Genomic DNA, 15176 nt, shown 5'->3' on the forward strand with positions numbered 1-15176 from the left:
GACGCCGGGCGGGGGTGCGTCACGGGCTGTTTCTTGACTGCTTCTCGGGGTAACGGCCGGACATGACGGACTTCATGGCGGAAGAGACGCTGGATCGGTTCGGCGACGTCACCGCTGTCGTCGTCGGGGACGTCATGCTCGACTCATGGCTGCGCGGCCACAGCAGCCGGATGGCCCAGGAGGCCCCCGTGCCCGTGGTCACGCTGGAGCAGGTCGAGGAGCAGCCCGGTGGCGCGGCCAACACCGCCGCCAACCTGGCCGCCCTCGGCGCCCGGGTGCACATGCTGGGGGTGACGGGGGCCGACCCGGCCGGGGCCACGCTCAACGCGATCCTCGGCGGCCTCGGCATCGACGGCCTGGTGATCGCCAGGAGCCGGCGGACATCGGTCAAGCGCCGCGTGTTCACCGACGGACAGATCGTGGCCAGGTACGACGAGGAGGACTGCGCGCCGATCCCCGAGTCTGCCGAGCGCGAGATCATCGAACGGATCAGGCTGCTGGTCGCGGACGCCGACGTCGTCATCGCGTGCGACTACGGCGGCGGCGTGTGCACCCCGGCGGTACGGCAGGCCCTGCGTGAATCGACATCGGGCCAATCGGCGTCGGGCGAATCGACATCGGGCGAGTCACGCGTGCTCGTGGTGGACGCGCACGACGTGGCCAGATGGCGTGGCAGCCGCCCCCGCGCGGTGCTGCCCAACTACCGGGAGGTCCAGCGTCTCCTCGGCGAGAGCGGGAACGGCGACCGGCCGGGCTTCCTGTCGTCCCGTTCCGATCGTCTGCTCGCCGCCACCGGCGCCGAGCTCGTGGTCACCACGCTCGACGGCGAGGGGACGCTGCTGCACCGGCGGGGGCGGGAGCCGTACCGGACCTATGCGACGCCCGCGCCGGACACGATGAGCATCGGCGCCGGCGACACGTTCACCGCGGCGTTCGCCCTCGGCCTGGCGTCGGGGGCCGCCCCGGAGATGGCGGCCGACATCGCGCAGGCGGCGGCGAGCGTCGTGGTCCGCCTGGCGGGTACGGCGGTCTGCGCGCGCGACGACCTGCAGCGGGCCCTCCGCCCCGACACCGCGCTGCCGCCCGACCGGCTGGCCGTGTGCCTGGCCCGCGAGCGCGAGCAGGGCAGGCGCATCGTCTTCACCAACGGCTGCTTCGACGTGCTGCACCGGGGCCATGTGGCGTACCTGGAGGAGGCCGCCCGCCTCGGCGACGTGCTCGTCGTCGCCGTCAACGGCGACGACGGGGTGGCCAGGCTGAAGGGACGGGGCCGGCCGATCAACCACTGTGAGGACCGGGTGGCCGTGCTCGCCGCGCTCGGCTGCGTCGACTACATCACGGTCTTCGAGGAGGACAGCCCCGCCGAGCTGCTCACGCTCGTCCGCCCGGATCTGTACGTCAAGGGCGGTGACTATCACCCCGACCTGCTGCCGGAGGCCGAGTTGGTCCGGCGGCTGGGCGGCGAGGTCCGCGTGCTGAGCTACGTGCCGGAACGGTCGACCACCGCGATAGTCAACCGGATCCGAGGGTAGGGGCTGCTACATGGGTGAGGAACCAAGCTGGGGTGAAGAACAGGTGTCACCCACTGGCAAGGCAATGGTCCAGACGACGCCGATGGACGTGATTCGCATCCGGATCGCGTCGTTCGTCCTGCTCTTCTGTGTGCCGGTGGCGGTCCTGTCGGTAACCGCACATCTGTGGGGACTGCTGGTGGCGGTCGGGGTGATCGCCTTGATCGCGACCGGCAGCATCATTTTCGCCGTACGCAAACAGCGCAAACTGGGCGGCGGCCCAGCGTCCAGAGGCTGACGGCCAGAGCCCGAGGGGAGGATGCACGGTGAGCCTGAACGGCAAAGTCGTGGTGGTGACCGGAGCGAGCGGCGGAGTCGGGCGGGCGGTGGTCCGGCGGCTCGGCGCCGAAGGAGCGAAGGTCGCGCTCCTGGCCCGCGGCGAGGCCGGGCTCGCCGGAGCGTCCGTGGACGTCGGCGCCGAGGGCGGCATCGCCAAGGTGTACGCCACCGACGTCGCCGACTACGACGGCGTACGGCAGGCGGCACAGCGGATCGAGGCCGATCTGGGCCCGATCGAGGTGTGGATCAACGTCGCGTTCACCACCGTGTTCGCGCCGTTCATGGAGATCGCGCCGGAGGAGTTCGAACGGGTCACCCGGGTGACCTATCTGGGATACGTGTGGGGCACCCGGGTGGCCCTGGAGATGATGCGGCCGCGCGACCGCGGCGTGATCGTGCAGGCGGGTTCTGCGCTGGCCTACCGGTCGATCCCGCTGCAGTCGGCCTACTGCGGCGCCAAGCATGCGATCAAGGGGTTCACCGAGGCGCTGCGTACCGAGCTGCTGGCCGAGGACTCCGGCGTGAAGATAACGATGGTGCAGCTCCCGGCGCTGAACACTCCGCAGTTCGACTGGGGGCTGACCCGGATGCGGCGGCACGCGCAGCCCGTGCCGCCGATCTACCAGCCGGAGGTGGCCGCCGAGGCACTCGTCTTCGCCGCCGAGCACCCGGAGCGCAAGGAATACTGGGTCGGCGGCAGCACCGCGGCCACGATCCTGGGACAGCGGATCGTCCCCGCCCTGCTCGACCGCTACCTCGCCAGGACCGGCGTGCAGTCGCAGCTCGTCGACGACGAGCCGCCCACGGGCGTGTCGAACCTCTGGGAGCCGGCGGACACCGACCGCGACTACGGTGCTCACGGAGACTTCGACGACCGGTCCCATCCGCGCAGCGTGCAGACATGGCTGTCCCGGCATCGCCGGCTGGTCGCCGCGGGAGCGGCGGGCCTCACCGCGGTCGCGGCCCTGGCCCTGCGCTCCGCCGCGAAATGACCCGCCGCTCGAACGAGCCACCCTGCAGACCCGGAACAAAATGGACCGCCGCTGCCGGGAAATGACCAGACTCGGGTGGTACAGCTCGCCGGGGCGGGGTAGTTGAGGGCGGTGGACGAGCCTGACTACCGCTTTCTGTGTGAACTCGCGGCCCAGCTCCGGGTGGACTCGGTGCGCGCGTCGGCCGCCGCCGGCTCCGGCCATCCGACGTCTTCGATGTCGGCGGCCGAGCTCATGGCCGTGCTGCTCGCCCGCCATCTCCGCCTGGACGTACGCGACCCGGACAATCCGGGAAACGACCACCTGATCTTCTCCAAGGGGCACGCCTCGCCGCTGCTCTACGCGATGGCGAAGGCGGCGGGCGTCATCACCGATGACGAGCTTCTGACGTTCCGCCGCCGCGGCAGCAGGCTGGAGGGCCACCCCACGCCCCGCCTGCCGTTCGTCGACGTGGCCACCGGCTCGCTCGGCTTCGGGCTGCCCGTCGGCGTCGGGCTGGCGCTGACCGGACGCAAGCTCGACCGCCTGCCTTACCACATCTGGGTGCTGTGCGGCGACAGCGAGCTGGCCGAGGGATCGATGTGGGAGGCGTTCGAACACGCGGGGCACGAGGGGCTGACCAACCTCACCGCGATCATCGACGTGAACCGGCTCGGGCAGCGCGGGCCGACCCGGCACGGCTGGGACCTGTCGGCCTACGCGCGGCGGATGTCCGCGTTCGGCTGGCACACGATCGAGATCGACGGCCACGACCCCGGCGAGATCGATTACGCCCTGTCCGACGCGCGCGGCGCACGCCGCCGTCCCACCGCGATCCTCGCCCGGACGTCCAAGGGCCACGGCGTGTCGGCCGTCGAGGACAGGGAGGGCAAGCACGGCAAACCCATCGCGGAGCCCGAACAGGCGATCGCCGAGCTGGGCGGGCCGCGCCACCTGACGGTCGAGGTGCGACCGCCCACGAGCCCGCGTGATCCGTACGGCTTCGCCGCCACCGGCACACTCGACCTGCCGGCCTGGGAGGTGGGCGAGAAGGTCGCCACGCGTGAGGCGTTCGGCGCGGCGCTCGCCGCGCTGGGCACGGCCTGCGGCGACATCGTCGCGCTCGACGGCGAGGTCGCCGACTCCACCAGGCTCGAGGCCTTCGCCGAGGCACACCCCGAGCGTTTCTTCGAGTGCTACATCGCCGAGCAGCAGATGGTGGCCGCCGCGATCGGCGTCCAGGCGCGCGGCTGGAAGCCGTACGCCGCGACCTTCGCCGCTTTCCTCACCAGGGCGTACGACTTCGTCCGCATGGCGGCGATCAGCCGGGCCGACCTGTGCCTGGTCGGCTCGCACGCGGGCGTGTCGATCGGCGAGGACGGACCGTCGCAGATGGGGTTGGAGGACCTGGCCGCGTTCCGGGCCGTCCACGGCAGCACGGTCCTCTACCCCTGTGACGCCAACCAGACGGCGCGGCTGGTCGGGGACATGGCCGGGCTGGGCGGGATCAGATATCTGCGCACCACGAGGGGTGCCACGCCGGTCGTCTACGACGCGGGCGAGCACTTCCCGGTCGGCGGCAGCAAGGTCCTGCGCACCGGCGGCCAGGCGACGATCGTGGCCGCCGGGATCACCGTGCACGAGTCCCTCGCCGCCGCCGACCTGCTGCGGGAGGACGGCATCGCGGTGACCGTGATCGACGCCTACTCGGTCAAGCCGATCGACGCCGAGCGGCTGCGGACCGCCGCCGCCGACACCGGCGGGATCGTCACTGTGGAAGATCACTGGCCGGAGGGCGGCCTCGGTGACGCGGTGCTCGCCGCGCTGGCGACCTCACCCGTTCCGGTGGTGAAGCTGGCCGTCTCGGCGCTGCCGGGGTCGGCGACCCCTCAGGAGCAGCTCGAAGAGGCGGGCATCGACCGGCACGCGATCCGCCTGGCCGTACAGGACCTGGTGAAGCGGGCCGCGGGCTGAGCGGTCACTCGCGGGCCTTGGCGGTGGCTCGGCGGTTGGCCTTCTTGATGGCGTCGACGAGCTCCTCCTTGGTCATCTTCGATCTGCCCTCGATGCCGAGGCGGGAAGCGACGTCGTAGAGGTGGTGCTTGGACGCGTTCGCGTCGACGCCCTCGGCCGTCCGGCCTGGCTTGGGAGTGCCCTTCTCCGCCTGGGCGTCGGACGGACCGCGCCCGCCCTTCTTCTCCCAGTGGTCGCCGACCTTCTCGAAGGTGTGCTTGAGCGCGGCGAACGCCGTGCGGTGGGCCCGCTGACCCTCGCCGTACGTCTCGACGGCCGAGTCGTGTGCCTTGATCCACGTCTCCTGGGCCTCCTTGGGCGAGCGCTCCAGGGTCGACGGGAGTTCCTCACGTCCGGGCATGTCATCTCTCCCTCCGGGGGTTACTCCTTCTGCTCTTTCCTCCCCGCACGTCTCAAACGTGGGTGTCCCCGGAGGAATGGACTATGACGGGTACGGCTCAGCCGACCGTGATCCTGGATCGGCTCGGCACGATCGGCATGTGTGAGGTGCGTCCGGTGCCCATGACGAACCAGACGGTCTTGCCGCCGGGGGGGTACGGCGTGACGCCCCAGTCGTCGGCGAGTTCACTGACGATCAGCAGGCCCCTGCCGTCGGTGGAGTCCATGTCCGCGTCCCGCTGCTGCGGCAGGCCCTCCCCCTGGTCGGAGATCTCCCCGTAGACCCAGTGGCCGTCACTGCCGAGACGCATGGTGAAGACGGTCCCGCCGTGACACACCACGTTCGCGGCGAGCTCGCTGACGACGAGGCAGCAGTCGTCGATGAGCCGCTCCACACCCCATCTACCGAGTTCACGACGGATCAGGGAACGCGCGTCCGCCACACTCGCGCCGACTGCCGGCAGGAGGCACTCGACGGTCCACACCGCGTTCCCCACCAGTGCCACGTCCAGCGGCGCGGTTCCGAACGGGAGATTCACGTGCGCCTCCTTTATCCGTGGGAGCGCTCCCACAGTCACCATACGGGACTCTCCGTGGTTTTGTGAATGCAGAGAAACAAGATTGTTTTCCACCTAGCGGGCGGATGTCCGCCTTTATCAGGAAAGCTATGGGGCTCTGCGGCGTTCTAGCAGCTCACAAAGTTTCGCCTGACCCTGCTCCTCTACGGCACGCCGTACGGCCGGCCGCCGGAGGGCCCAGGTGGAGGGCGACGAGGCATGAAACTAGATGAAACATGCATTTCCCGCCCCGCCCCCCGCCATTCCGAGATGCCCCACCCCACCCCCAGCCCGTGATCTTGCAATTTCTCGCACGAAGGCCCGCTGACCTGCTCAAATCCATTCGCCGATCTTGCAATTACTCGCAGGCTTACCGCCTGACCTGCACCTTCATGCTCGCCGATCTTGCACCAGATGCGGAATGCAAGATCACGGACATCGTTTTACCCGCTCAGAGGGCACGCCTGCGAGAAACTGCAAGATCACGAAAGCGACGTTCCTGCTCCTAGCCTCAGATGCGAGAATTCGCAAGATCACGGCGAGGTGGGGAGGGGCTGGGCGGCAAGCCGATCCTGGGCGACGAGCAACTCACGAAGCTCGTCCACGTCCTCACCGAAGGCCGTCATAATCATTCCCCGATCCATTTCCGCGCGGGACAGCGACCTGGTCAACCTGGTCGCGTACCAGCGGCCCGCATCGCTGCGCCAGATGGACCAGCGACCCGCGTACTCCCCGCGCAGTTGTCTCCAGACCGTCTCCTCGGCCGAAAATCGCATTTCGCCACCACCCCCAGACTTCGGCGCCCGGGTACGGATGCGATCGCCCGGACACGAACGGTAGTGAGAGACGGTCTGCCCGGCCCCGCCGTCCGGCCACCGCGCATGAGGTGAAGATCTTCCGCTCGATGGGCGGACACTGCCGGGGGTGACGGAATCGTCCGCCCCGTCCGCCGGGCTGGTCGGCGCCGGCTCCGCTGGTCGCGTACACCGACCCGGATGATGAGAATACTCAAACCAGTACGAAACGGGAAGGACGACGCATCATGGCGACGATGAAGGAGACCGGGACCGAACCCACGCCGGTAGCCGAGGAGCGGGTCACGTTCCGCTCCGGTGACCTGGCCCTCGGCGGCACGCTGGCGTCTCCCGCCGGGCCCGGGCCGCACCCGGCCGCACTGATCATCACGGGCTCCGGCGAACTGGACCGGGACGCCGACCACCGCCGGATGCCCATCGGGGTCAGCCGCGACCTCGCGCACGCCCTGGCCGGCGCCGGAGTGGCGTCGTTCCGGTACGACAAGCGCGGCGTCGGAGAGTCGCAGGGCGTCTTCCTCGCCGCCGGGCTGCACGACAACATCGACGACGCGAGGGCGGCACTGGCCTGGCTACGGTCCCGTACGGACGTCGATCCGCAGGCGATGTTCGTCATCGGTCACAGCGAGGGCGCCTGCATCGCGACGGCGCTCATGGGCGGCGAGCCGGCGCTCGGGCTCGCCGGGGTCGTGCTGCTGTCGGGCATCGCCAAGACCGGTGAGGAGACGCTGAGGTGGCAGGCCCGGCAGATCGCGGCGAGCCTGCCCCGGCCGGTCCGCATGCTCCTGCGCCTCTTCCGCCTCGACCTGCTGAAGAAGCAGGCGCGGACGATCGCCCGGATCGAGGCGACGACCACCGATGTCGTACGGATGCAGGGCCGGAAGATCAACGCCAGGTGGCATCGGGAGTTCATCGCCTTCGACCCCGTGCCGCTCCTGCGCGCGTCCCACGTGCCGCTGCTGGCCCTCACCGGAGAGAAGGACCTGCAGACCGACCCCGCCGACCTGGACGAGATCGCCGCACTGGCCGCAGGCCCCGTACGGACCATCCGGGTGCCGGACCTGACCCACCTGCTCCGTCGCGACCCGGCCGCCCCCAGCCTGACCGCCTACAAGAAGCTGGTGCGCAAACCGACCGACCCGGAGGTCCTCACCATCGTGACCGACTGGATCACCGGCCGTCTCCGCCTGCCCGGCTGAACCGGCGACCACTTCCCGATCGAGCCGGCGAACGGCGAACGGCGAACGGCGAACGGCCAAGGATTCACTCGACTTGCGGTCAGGTAACGACATATCAACATATTTCGGCATTGCATCGTCGCTGATCGGGTGAGAACTTCGAGGGGCCGCCGTCTCTTGAAGGGAAATCTGACATGTCTCGACTCCCTCAGTTGCCGTTCGCGCGGAGTGACGTCCTGGAGATCTCCTTCGAGTTCGCCGAACTGCGGGACAGCGAACCGATCACCAAGGTCCTGACCGAGACCGGTGACGAGGCGTGGCTGGTGAGCGGGTACGACGAGATCAGGCAGGTGTTCGCGGACCACCGGTTCGGCCGGTCGCATCCGACTCCCGAGTCCGCCCCGCGCCTGTCCAACAACGCCCTGATCGGCGGGCCGAACGGCGACCACGCCACGGAACACGTGGTACACGACCGGATGCGGCGGCTGCTCGCACCCGCCTTCTCCGCCCGACGCATGCGGGCCCTGTCGGGACGGGTCGAGGAGATCGTGACCGGCCTGCTGGACCGGATGGCCGAGGAGGGTCCCCCCTGCGACCTGCACGCCCGGCTGTCGGTCCCACTGCCCATTCAGGTGATCTGCGAGCTGCTCGGCGTGCCGTACGAGGACAGGGACAGGTTCCGGGCGATCGCCGAGGAGATGACGGACCTGTCCGATCCGGCGCGCTCGGCCGCCGCCCGTGACGAGATGAGCGAGTACACGTACACGATCGTCAAGGGGAAGCGCGAGGAACCGGGCGAGGACGTGTACTCCGACCTCGCCACCGCCGACCTGCCGGAGAACGAGATCGCGAGGATCGCCGGAGCTCTGCTGTTCGCCGGGCATGAGACGACGGTCAACCAGATCGACTACGGCGTGCTGCTGCTCCTGCGCGACCCGGAGCAGCGGGAGGCGCTGCGGCGCGACCCCTCGCTGGTGCCGGGCGCGGTGGAGGAGATCATGCGGACGGCCGCACCGAGCCAGCACGGCCTGGTCCGTTACGCACACGAGGACGTCGAGATCGCGGGTGTCACGATCAGGGCGGGTGAACTGGTGATGCTCGCCACGTTCGCGGCCAACCGGGACGGGCGCGTCTACGCCGATCCCGACCGCTTCGACGTCTCCCGCGAGATGCTCCACGCCCATGTCGGGTTCGGCTACGCGAGCCACTACTGCCTCGGCGCGAGCCTCGCCAGGGTGGAGCTGCGCAGCGTGTTCTGCGCGCTGTTCCAGCGCTTCCCCGCCCTGCGGCCGGCCGTGCCGTACGAGCGGCTGAAGCCGCGGACCGACCGGCTGACCGGTGGATTCCGCACGCTGCCCGTCACCTGGTGACGAGGTCGAAATGCAGCCGGAAGCCGGTGCCTGAGGCGTGCCGGTGTACGCGCACCAGGTCGGCGAGCTCGTTCACGACGAGCAGGCCGCGGCCATGGGTCGCGTTGTAGGGCGGCGGCATCCGTCCCGCGAGCGGATCCGCGATCCGGCCCGTGTCGTCCAGCTGACACACCAGGCTGCCGCTCTCGGCCCAGACCGTCAGCCTGCCGGGCCCCAGGGTGTGCTCGGTGGTGTTCGTCGCGAGCTCGTTGACCGCTATGAGCAGTTCGGTCGTCCGCCGGGCGCCGAGTCCGGCGGAGGCGGCCTGGCCCGCGAGGAAGGCGCGCACCAGCGGAAGCTCGCCGACCTCGGCGAAGACGCAGGTCGCGGCGTCGCACGGCGGCTGCGGCAGCGGCAGATCGAAGGCCGCGGCGGTCTCCAGCGGATCGGTGTAGGCGGGGCTGGCCCTGGCGTCCGTGCCGTCCTGTACGAGCGGGTGCGTCCGATGCGCGTCGGCGATCACCGCCGGATCCAGCCGGGAGACGTCGTACGGACACAGGATGGCCGCCCGGCGACCCGCAAAGGCGACGTTGATCAGCGCGTCGTGTGCCGCGCAGGCCGGATACTCGACGCCGCTGCGGCCGGACCAGATCGACTCCCCGATGATCCACACTCGGTGTCCGGCATGCGCGGCGGCGAAGGCCAGCAGAACGCCGGGGATGATCCGGCCGGGGTTGCGTCCGGCGACGCTCATGTCCTTGAAGGCGACCGCGGCCGACTTCGGGCCGAGCCGTTCCCGGATCAGATCGGCGCCCCGCCGGGGCACGGCCACCAGGGCGGGGTCTCCGCGCGCGAGCGCCTTCTCCACGACGGCCGCGCACGCGGTCACATACTCGTCGTCGTCGCGGTAGAGCAGTGCGATGTGCTGGAACACCTCGGCGGTCCCACTGGTGCCGGGGTGCCTCAACATGCTCATGTCAGGAGTCCAGCCCCCGGAGTCCGATGGTCTGCCGCGCGTCACATTTTCCCCAGCGTACGCCTGAGCAGCCCTGATACGGCTCCGGAGCTGTAACGATTACCTTGCGCGAGGGGCTTCGGTAGATCACGAAGGCGGATCACGGCGGCGGATCCGGAGGCCACGGGCGGAGGCCGCGGCGGAGGTTCCGATTCGGTCGGAGCCGTGTGCGAGGATCAGGCCCACCATTGTGAGGGGGCCTGGACACATGAACTTGAGCGGCTGGTACGACGACGAGGCCGTGTGCGTGACCTACGTCCGGGGACTGTCCCCGGCGGAGGCGTTCGCCCGAATGGAGGCGACCGTCGATCCTGAGGCGGAGGCGGGTCACGACGAGGGTGCGATCGCCGCGTTTCCCGTCGCCGGCGGGGTGGTCCTGGTGGAGCCGAACGGCTTCGCGGGGATTCTGGACGACGTGATGGGCAAGCTCAGCAAGGGCACGGTGGCCGCCGCGGTGTTCTTCAACGTCAACCTCGACCAGGATTTCGTGTACGCCGAGGACGGTGTGATCATCACTCAGTTCGAACCGGATCAGCCGGGCGACCGTTCGGGCGGCGACCCCGATCGGCTGCTGGAGCAGATGCGCGTCCTGGGCATGGAGGCCGAGGGCGATCTCGTCAAGGCGGCCGAGCTGGCCGAGATGGCGACCGGTCTGACTCTGCCTCGCGACGACGCCGAGCCCGCGCTCACCGGCGTGCTTTCCGGCTACATGTGATCCGCACGCGACGTCACACGCGACCCGGGCGGCGTCGACCGGTGGAGTTAGGCTGGCGAGGTGATCACTACCTGGGAGCCCACGGCGGCCGGTGTGCTGCGTCTGCCTTCCGGGCGGCTCGTACGCGGCCGGGGGCTGAGACACCCGCTCCCCCAGGGGCCGCGGCCCGTCTTCGCGCTCTACCTGCTGGGCCGCCGACCGCCGGCAGTGGCGTGGGAGACCCGCTGGATCCGGTGGCCCGACTTCTGGCTGCCGTCCGACCGTGCGGCGGCGGCCGAAGCACTGCGCGAGGCCTGGAAACGGGCGGAGACCGAGCGCGTGGAGATCGCCTGCGGCGGCGGATACGGACGCACCGGCACCGCGCTGGCCTGCCTGGCCGTACTGGACGGAGTGCAGGGTGATGAGGCGGTCGCCTACGTCAGGCGGCACTATGCGGCACGCGCCGTGGAGACACCCTGGCAGCGCCGTTTCGTCGCACGCTTCGGCGGTTCCGCTTGAATGACGCTTGAATGACGCTCGAATGACGCAAGACCTTGAACGACGGAAGACCTCGGATGACGAAAGACCCGGATCGGACGTACCGACCCGGGTCTTCGATCTGTGCGCCGCCAGGGACTCGAACCCCGGACCCGCTGATTAAGAGTCAGCTGCTCTAACCAACTGAGCTAGCGGCGCAGGCGACGTGCGTAACCCTAGCATTCCTGAAGTCCGCGCGCACACCGGAAAATAAGCTCGGGAGCCCCGCGGCCGGAGCCCCCGATCACCCGCTCAGCCTCGCCAGGCGCCCGACGAGAAGGGGAGGGGCCTGCCCGGGGTTCCGGGGCCCTCGCCCCACTTGGTCACGACGTAGTCCACCTCGATGTGGCCCTCGTCGCCGCTGACGGTCAGTGAGTCGGTGTTCCACCTCTCGCCGACGAGCTCGGCGAAGGTCTGACCATCGATATCGAGCATGACGCCCCGCTCAGAGGGAACGCCCGGCCCTCGATCGCCGATGAAGAAGTGGGCCTTCTTACCCTTGTAGATGACGTATCCCTCGGTGCCGAGCGGCCAGCTCGGGCTGGCGAACATGCCCTTCTGCATCGGCAGGCCGATCGCGGGCAGACCGGTGTCCCCGTTCCGGCCCGAGGCGTCGTCCCAGAAGTACGAACCCACGGTGGTGCCGCGGAGCAGGACCTCCTCCCGCACAGGGACGGCGTCTTCCATTGCCGTAATGGTCTGGCTGACCGGCTTGACAACCGGCGCGACCGGGGCGGGAGCGGCGGCCGTGAGGGAGACGCCGACGACGACGGTGCACGCGAGGGCGCTCAGTTTCGACACGCTTCGGTTGTTACGCAGACCAAACCAAGACTTGAACACGAGAATAGGGATCTTTCGTGAGACGACAGAAGCAGGCCAGGAGACATCGAGCAGACCCGTAGATCAGCGGGCCGTGAACAAGGGGCCTTGGGCCGGGCGAGATCGGTCGATCACCCGTGCCGAGCGCTGCTGGCGCTGATATCGGGATATGCGGCCGGAGGGCCGGGGTCGATCAGACGGTGATCCGTTGAGTCAGCGGATGGGGTCCCCCACGCAGATCTCCTCTCTGGAGGAACAACCCGTTCATGACAAATAGGACGCTACCGGACAGGTCAGGACAGAGCAAAACCAAACGCCCATAAAGCCCAGAAGATCTACCGGGTTACCCCAAGCACAGGTCAGGAAGCCCGGTCAGGAAGTTCGGGTCATCAGGAAGCCAGGGGCATCAGGAAGCCAGGGTCATCAGGAAGCCAGGATCAGGAACCCGGTGGAGGCGACACGTTCCTCCCGGCTCGCCCCGCCCCCCTTGAGGAGGACGAGCCGAGGACGGGCCGAGGACGTACGGCGTGCGGCCGCTGTCGATGCGGGTCCACCCACGACCGGGTGCGACAGAGAGCGATCTCATCGGCGGCGCTCAGGGAGGAGGCCCATCTGGCTCAGGGAAGCGCGCCGAGTTCAAGGGGCGGAGATCAAGGAAAGCACGCCTGGCATAGAAAAATGATCGTTAAGCGAGCCGGCGGCCTGTGCCTGTCGACGCGGGACGGCAGAAACCGGGCCGGAAAACGCCGGAGCCGGGCAGTCCCCCAACTGCCCGGCTCCGGATCAAAGCGGTTCCGCCAGTCATGCCCTCCCCAAAGGCACCGGCGGGCCCCCGCTTTCTCGGACGCGTTCCCCCATCCGCGTCCTTTCTTCATGAAAGTCTGTCCGATCCTCTTCCCTGAGGATCTGCTTCAAGCCTACAAGGGGGGTTGTCATGAAGTCGTCATACGCAGGTGGATTTTCGGCCTACATCCGGACCCCGTCAGGCGTCCGGGTGCTTCGACAAATACTCGACGTAGACGGGGCGCAGTGCGTCGCCGAGATGGCCCTCGCCGGCCGCCATCGCATCGCTGAGCAGGGCCGAGACCCGAGTGAGATCATTGGTCGTCTCGTCGGCCTTCCCGCTCGCGGCCTCGGCCGCCGGAATCACCTTGAGCAGGTCCCACAGAAAACCGAAGTCGCCATGGCGTACGGCATAGCGGACGGCGCGGTCGTGCAGTTCCCTGGCCGACAGCGACTCGATCTCTCGCTCATCCATCCGGCCTCACCCCCCAAGCCAGGGTGACTTCCCCCGAGCCTGTCTTTTATGCCCTGCCGGGAGGGCGGGACGCGGCTTCGCCACGTTCACCCGCGCGTTCTTTGCCGGATCGTGGAAGTATCGTTCCTGTGAAGGTCCTACTCAAGATCCTGGTCGTCGCCGCAGCCCTCTGGGGGGCCACGAAACTGGTGGACGGCATCACGGTCTCCGCCGACACCACCACCAAGCAGATCGTCACCCTACTCGCGGTCGCGCTGATCTTCGGCATCGTGAACGCGGTGCTCAAGCCGATCATCAAGACCGTCGGATGTGCGTTCTACGTGCTCACGCTGGGCCTGTTCGCCCTCGTGGTCAACGCCGGCCTGCTGCTGCTGACAAGCTGGCTGGCCGAGCAGATCGATCTTCCATTCCATGTCAGCGGATTCTGGGCGGCCTTCTGGGGGGCGATCGTCGTCGGTGTGATCAGCTGGATCCTCAACATGATCCTCGGAGACGACTGAGGTTCACGGCCTCGGGTGCGCCGGCAGCGGTCTGGCGGCGAGCATGCCGAAGGCGAGCTGGAGCAGGCATGCGCCGATCCCGGCGAGCAGCGGCACCCGCCAGCCGCCGGAGAGCTGGTGAAGCAGTCCGATGGCCACGGGCCCGAGGGCGGCCAGCACGTAGCCACTCGACTGCGCGACAGCCGACAGCGCGGTCACCGAGGCCGGATCCGGCGCGCGCAACGCGATGATCAGCAGAGCGAGCGCGATCGAGGCGCCCTGACCGAGTCCCAGGATGACCATCCACAGCCACGGCGTCGTCGTCGGCGCGAGCAGGACCCCGCCGTACCCGACGATCGTCAGAAGCGCGGCGACCGTCACGTGCGGGACCTGGGACCGAGCCGCTCCGGCGTGTACGGGGACGGTCAGGGTGGCCGCGATCTGGGCCAGGTTCGTCAGTCCCAGCAGATATCCGGCCTGATCGGCCGCGACGCCGGCGGATTGGAAGATCGTCGGCAGCCAGGCCAGCATGATGTAGAACGTCAGCGACTGCAGCCCCATGAACGCCGTGACGAGCCAGGTGGTCCTGCTGCGCAGCAGCGCCCGGTACGGCCGATGCCCGGGGGCGCGCTCGCCGCGCCGCGCCGGCGTACGGAACGCCTGAAGCGACCACAGCCCGGCCGCGACCAGCGCGAGCAGCGCCACCGACCCGGCGGCCGACCGCCAGCCGACCACCTCGGCGAGCGGGACCATGACCGCCGAGGCCGCGGCCGCCCCCGCGACCAGACATGAGACGTAGACACCGGTGAGCGGTCCGATCCTGGTGGGAAAGTGCTGCCTCACGATGGCCGGCATGATGACGTTCATGATCGCGATGGCCGCACCGGCGAGGGCGGCCCCGCCGTAGAGCGCGACGACACCGCCGGCGCTGCGCACGACGACCCCGACCGCCAGGACGAGCAGGCCGATGAGCAGTGTGCGGTCGAGCCCGGCCCGGCTGGCGAGGAACGGGGCCAGCGGACCGAGCAGGCCGAGGCAGACCACCATGACCGTGGTGATCGCCCCGCCCTGCGCCGCGGTGAGTCCGAGGTCCCCCATGATGTCGGTCAGCAGCGGGGACACCCCGGCCAGCGCGGGCCGGAGGTTCCACCCCGCCAGGACGAACCCGACTAAAAGCAGAAAACGGCCACGATCTACCCGATGGTGGTTCATCATCCCCCAAACCATATAAGGGTGATCAGCGAC

The 15176-nt window shown here is 69.2% G+C and carries 16 protein-coding genes and 1 tRNA gene; 9 read left to right on the forward strand and 8 right to left on the reverse strand.

The window, feature by feature from the left end:
* Positions 1-62: 62 nt before the first annotated feature.
* The 4 genes from rfaE2 to ACQP1K_RS22095 all read left to right on the forward strand — a co-directional run bounded on the left by rfaE2 (position 63) and on the right by ACQP1K_RS22095 (position 4795).
* Positions 63-1532 (forward strand): D-glycero-beta-D-manno-heptose 1-phosphate adenylyltransferase, encoded by a 1470-nt coding sequence (gene rfaE2 / locus ACQP1K_RS22080; RefSeq protein WP_433497605.1) that lies wholly within the window; start codon positions 63-65, stop codon positions 1530-1532.
* Between the two features lie 10 nt (positions 1533-1542).
* Complete coding sequence (locus ACQP1K_RS22085) at positions 1543-1809, forward strand: hypothetical protein (protein WP_433497606.1); 267 nt, start codon at positions 1543-1545, stop codon at positions 1807-1809.
* A 34-nt stretch (positions 1810-1843) separates the two neighbouring features.
* Positions 1844-2842 carry an SDR family oxidoreductase gene (locus tag ACQP1K_RS22090; protein ID WP_433501613.1) on the forward strand — a complete coding sequence of 333 codons (999 nt, stop codon included), beginning with the start codon at positions 1844-1846 and terminating at the stop codon, positions 2840-2842.
* Positions 2843-2953: 111 nt separating this feature from the next.
* Complete coding sequence (locus ACQP1K_RS22095; RefSeq protein ID WP_433497607.1) at positions 2954-4795, forward strand: transketolase; 1842 nt, start codon at positions 2954-2956, stop codon at positions 4793-4795.
* A gap of 4 nt (positions 4796-4799) precedes the next feature.
* Here ACQP1K_RS22095 and ACQP1K_RS22100 read toward each other — a convergent pair whose 3' ends face one another.
* The 3 genes from ACQP1K_RS22100 to ACQP1K_RS22110 form a co-directional block, all read right to left on the reverse strand.
* Positions 4800-5195 (reverse strand): ChaB family protein, encoded by a 396-nt coding sequence (locus tag ACQP1K_RS22100; protein WP_433497608.1) that lies wholly within the window; start codon positions 5193-5195, stop codon positions 4800-4802.
* A gap of 97 nt (positions 5196-5292) precedes the next feature.
* Positions 5293-5772: an ATP-binding protein gene (locus ACQP1K_RS22105; protein WP_433497609.1), complete on the reverse strand. Its 480-nt coding sequence runs from the start codon at positions 5770-5772 to the stop codon at positions 5293-5295.
* Between the two features lie 551 nt (positions 5773-6323).
* A complete protein-coding gene (locus ACQP1K_RS22110; protein ID WP_433497610.1) occupies positions 6324-6566 on the reverse strand; it encodes a hypothetical protein in 243 nt (80 codons plus the stop codon).
* 266 nt (positions 6567-6832) lie between these two features.
* On the opposite strand from ACQP1K_RS22110, the gene ACQP1K_RS22115 reads away from it, so the two are divergent.
* Both ACQP1K_RS22115 and ACQP1K_RS22120 read left to right on the forward strand, forming a co-directional pair.
* Positions 6833-7801, forward strand: coding sequence for an alpha/beta hydrolase family protein (locus tag ACQP1K_RS22115; protein ID WP_433497611.1), 969 nt, complete (start codon positions 6833-6835; stop codon positions 7799-7801).
* A 173-nt stretch (positions 7802-7974) separates the two neighbouring features.
* On the forward strand, positions 7975-9150 hold the full coding sequence (locus tag ACQP1K_RS22120; RefSeq protein ID WP_433497612.1) for a cytochrome P450: 1176 nt from the start codon (positions 7975-7977) through the stop codon (positions 9148-9150).
* On the opposite strand, the gene ACQP1K_RS22125 is transcribed toward ACQP1K_RS22120, so the two are convergent.
* Positions 9140-10105, reverse strand: a complete 966-nt coding sequence (locus ACQP1K_RS22125) for an anti-sigma factor RsbA family regulatory protein (protein ID WP_433497613.1) — start codon at positions 10103-10105, stop codon at positions 9140-9142. The genes ACQP1K_RS22120 and ACQP1K_RS22125 overlap by 11 nt on opposite strands.
* Positions 10106-10352: 247 nt before the next feature.
* Between ACQP1K_RS22125 and ACQP1K_RS22130 the strand changes: the two genes are divergently transcribed.
* Positions 10353-10859, forward strand: coding sequence for a DUF6461 domain-containing protein (locus tag ACQP1K_RS22130; protein WP_433497614.1), 507 nt, complete (start codon positions 10353-10355; stop codon positions 10857-10859).
* A 60-nt stretch (positions 10860-10919) separates the two neighbouring features.
* A complete protein-coding gene (locus ACQP1K_RS22135) occupies positions 10920-11357 on the forward strand; it encodes a protein-tyrosine phosphatase family protein (protein ID WP_433497615.1) in 438 nt (145 codons plus the stop codon).
* Between the two features lie 103 nt (positions 11358-11460).
* Here ACQP1K_RS22135 and ACQP1K_RS22140 read toward each other — a convergent pair.
* From ACQP1K_RS22140 to ACQP1K_RS22150, 3 genes are all read right to left on the reverse strand, one after another.
* Positions 11461-11534, reverse strand: a tRNA-Lys gene (locus tag ACQP1K_RS22140).
* A 93-nt stretch (positions 11535-11627) separates the two neighbouring features.
* On the reverse strand, positions 11628-12176 hold the full coding sequence (locus ACQP1K_RS22145) for a hypothetical protein (RefSeq protein ID WP_433497616.1): 549 nt from the start codon (positions 12174-12176) through the stop codon (positions 11628-11630).
* A gap of 1000 nt (positions 12177-13176) precedes the next feature.
* Positions 13177-13452 carry a hypothetical protein gene (locus tag ACQP1K_RS22150; protein ID WP_433497617.1) on the reverse strand — a complete coding sequence of 92 codons (276 nt, stop codon included), beginning with the start codon at positions 13450-13452 and terminating at the stop codon, positions 13177-13179.
* A gap of 128 nt (positions 13453-13580) precedes the next feature.
* Between ACQP1K_RS22150 and ACQP1K_RS22155 the strand changes: the two genes are divergently transcribed.
* Positions 13581-13952 (forward strand): phage holin family protein, encoded by a 372-nt coding sequence (locus tag ACQP1K_RS22155; RefSeq protein WP_433497618.1) that lies wholly within the window; start codon positions 13581-13583, stop codon positions 13950-13952.
* 3 nt (positions 13953-13955) lie between these two features.
* Here the strand turns inward: ACQP1K_RS22155 and ACQP1K_RS22160 are convergent, their stop codons facing one another.
* On the reverse strand, positions 13956-15146 hold the full coding sequence (locus tag ACQP1K_RS22160) for an MFS transporter (protein WP_433497619.1): 1191 nt from the start codon (positions 15144-15146) through the stop codon (positions 13956-13958).
* Positions 15147-15176: the final 30 nt, after the last annotated feature.

The organism is Sphaerimonospora sp. CA-214678 (assembly GCF_050942215.1).
In the GTDB taxonomy this organism is placed as follows: domain Bacteria; phylum Actinomycetota; class Actinomycetes; order Streptosporangiales; family Streptosporangiaceae; genus Sphaerimonospora.

Excerpts from the sequence above, each read along its gene's own strand:
- rfaE2 (WP_433497605.1), top strand. The coding sequence starts at position 63 with ATGACGGACTTCATGGCGGAAGAGACGCTGGATCGGTTCGGCGACGTC.
- ACQP1K_RS22085 (WP_433497606.1), top strand. The coding sequence starts at position 1,543 with ATGGGTGAGGAACCAAGCTGGGGTGAAGAACAGGTGTCACCCACTGGC.
- ACQP1K_RS22100 (WP_433497608.1), bottom strand. The coding sequence starts at position 5,195 with ATGCCCGGACGTGAGGAACTCCCGTCGACCCTGGAGCGCTCGCCCAAG.
- ACQP1K_RS22110 (WP_433497610.1), bottom strand. The coding sequence starts at position 6,566 with ATGCGATTTTCGGCCGAGGAGACGGTCTGGAGACAACTGCGCGGGGAG.
- ACQP1K_RS22115 (WP_433497611.1), top strand. The coding sequence starts at position 6,833 with ATGGCGACGATGAAGGAGACCGGGACCGAACCCACGCCGGTAGCCGAG.
- ACQP1K_RS22120 (WP_433497612.1), top strand. The coding sequence starts at position 7,975 with ATGTCTCGACTCCCTCAGTTGCCGTTCGCGCGGAGTGACGTCCTGGAG.
- ACQP1K_RS22125 (WP_433497613.1), bottom strand. The coding sequence starts at position 10,105 with ATGAGCATGTTGAGGCACCCCGGCACCAGTGGGACCGCCGAGGTGTTC.
- ACQP1K_RS22130 (WP_433497614.1), top strand. The coding sequence starts at position 10,353 with ATGAACTTGAGCGGCTGGTACGACGACGAGGCCGTGTGCGTGACCTAC.
- ACQP1K_RS22150 (WP_433497617.1), bottom strand. The coding sequence starts at position 13,452 with ATGGATGAGCGAGAGATCGAGTCGCTGTCGGCCAGGGAACTGCACGAC.
- ACQP1K_RS22160 (WP_433497619.1), bottom strand. The coding sequence starts at position 15,146 with ATGATGAACCACCATCGGGTAGATCGTGGCCGTTTTCTGCTTTTAGTC.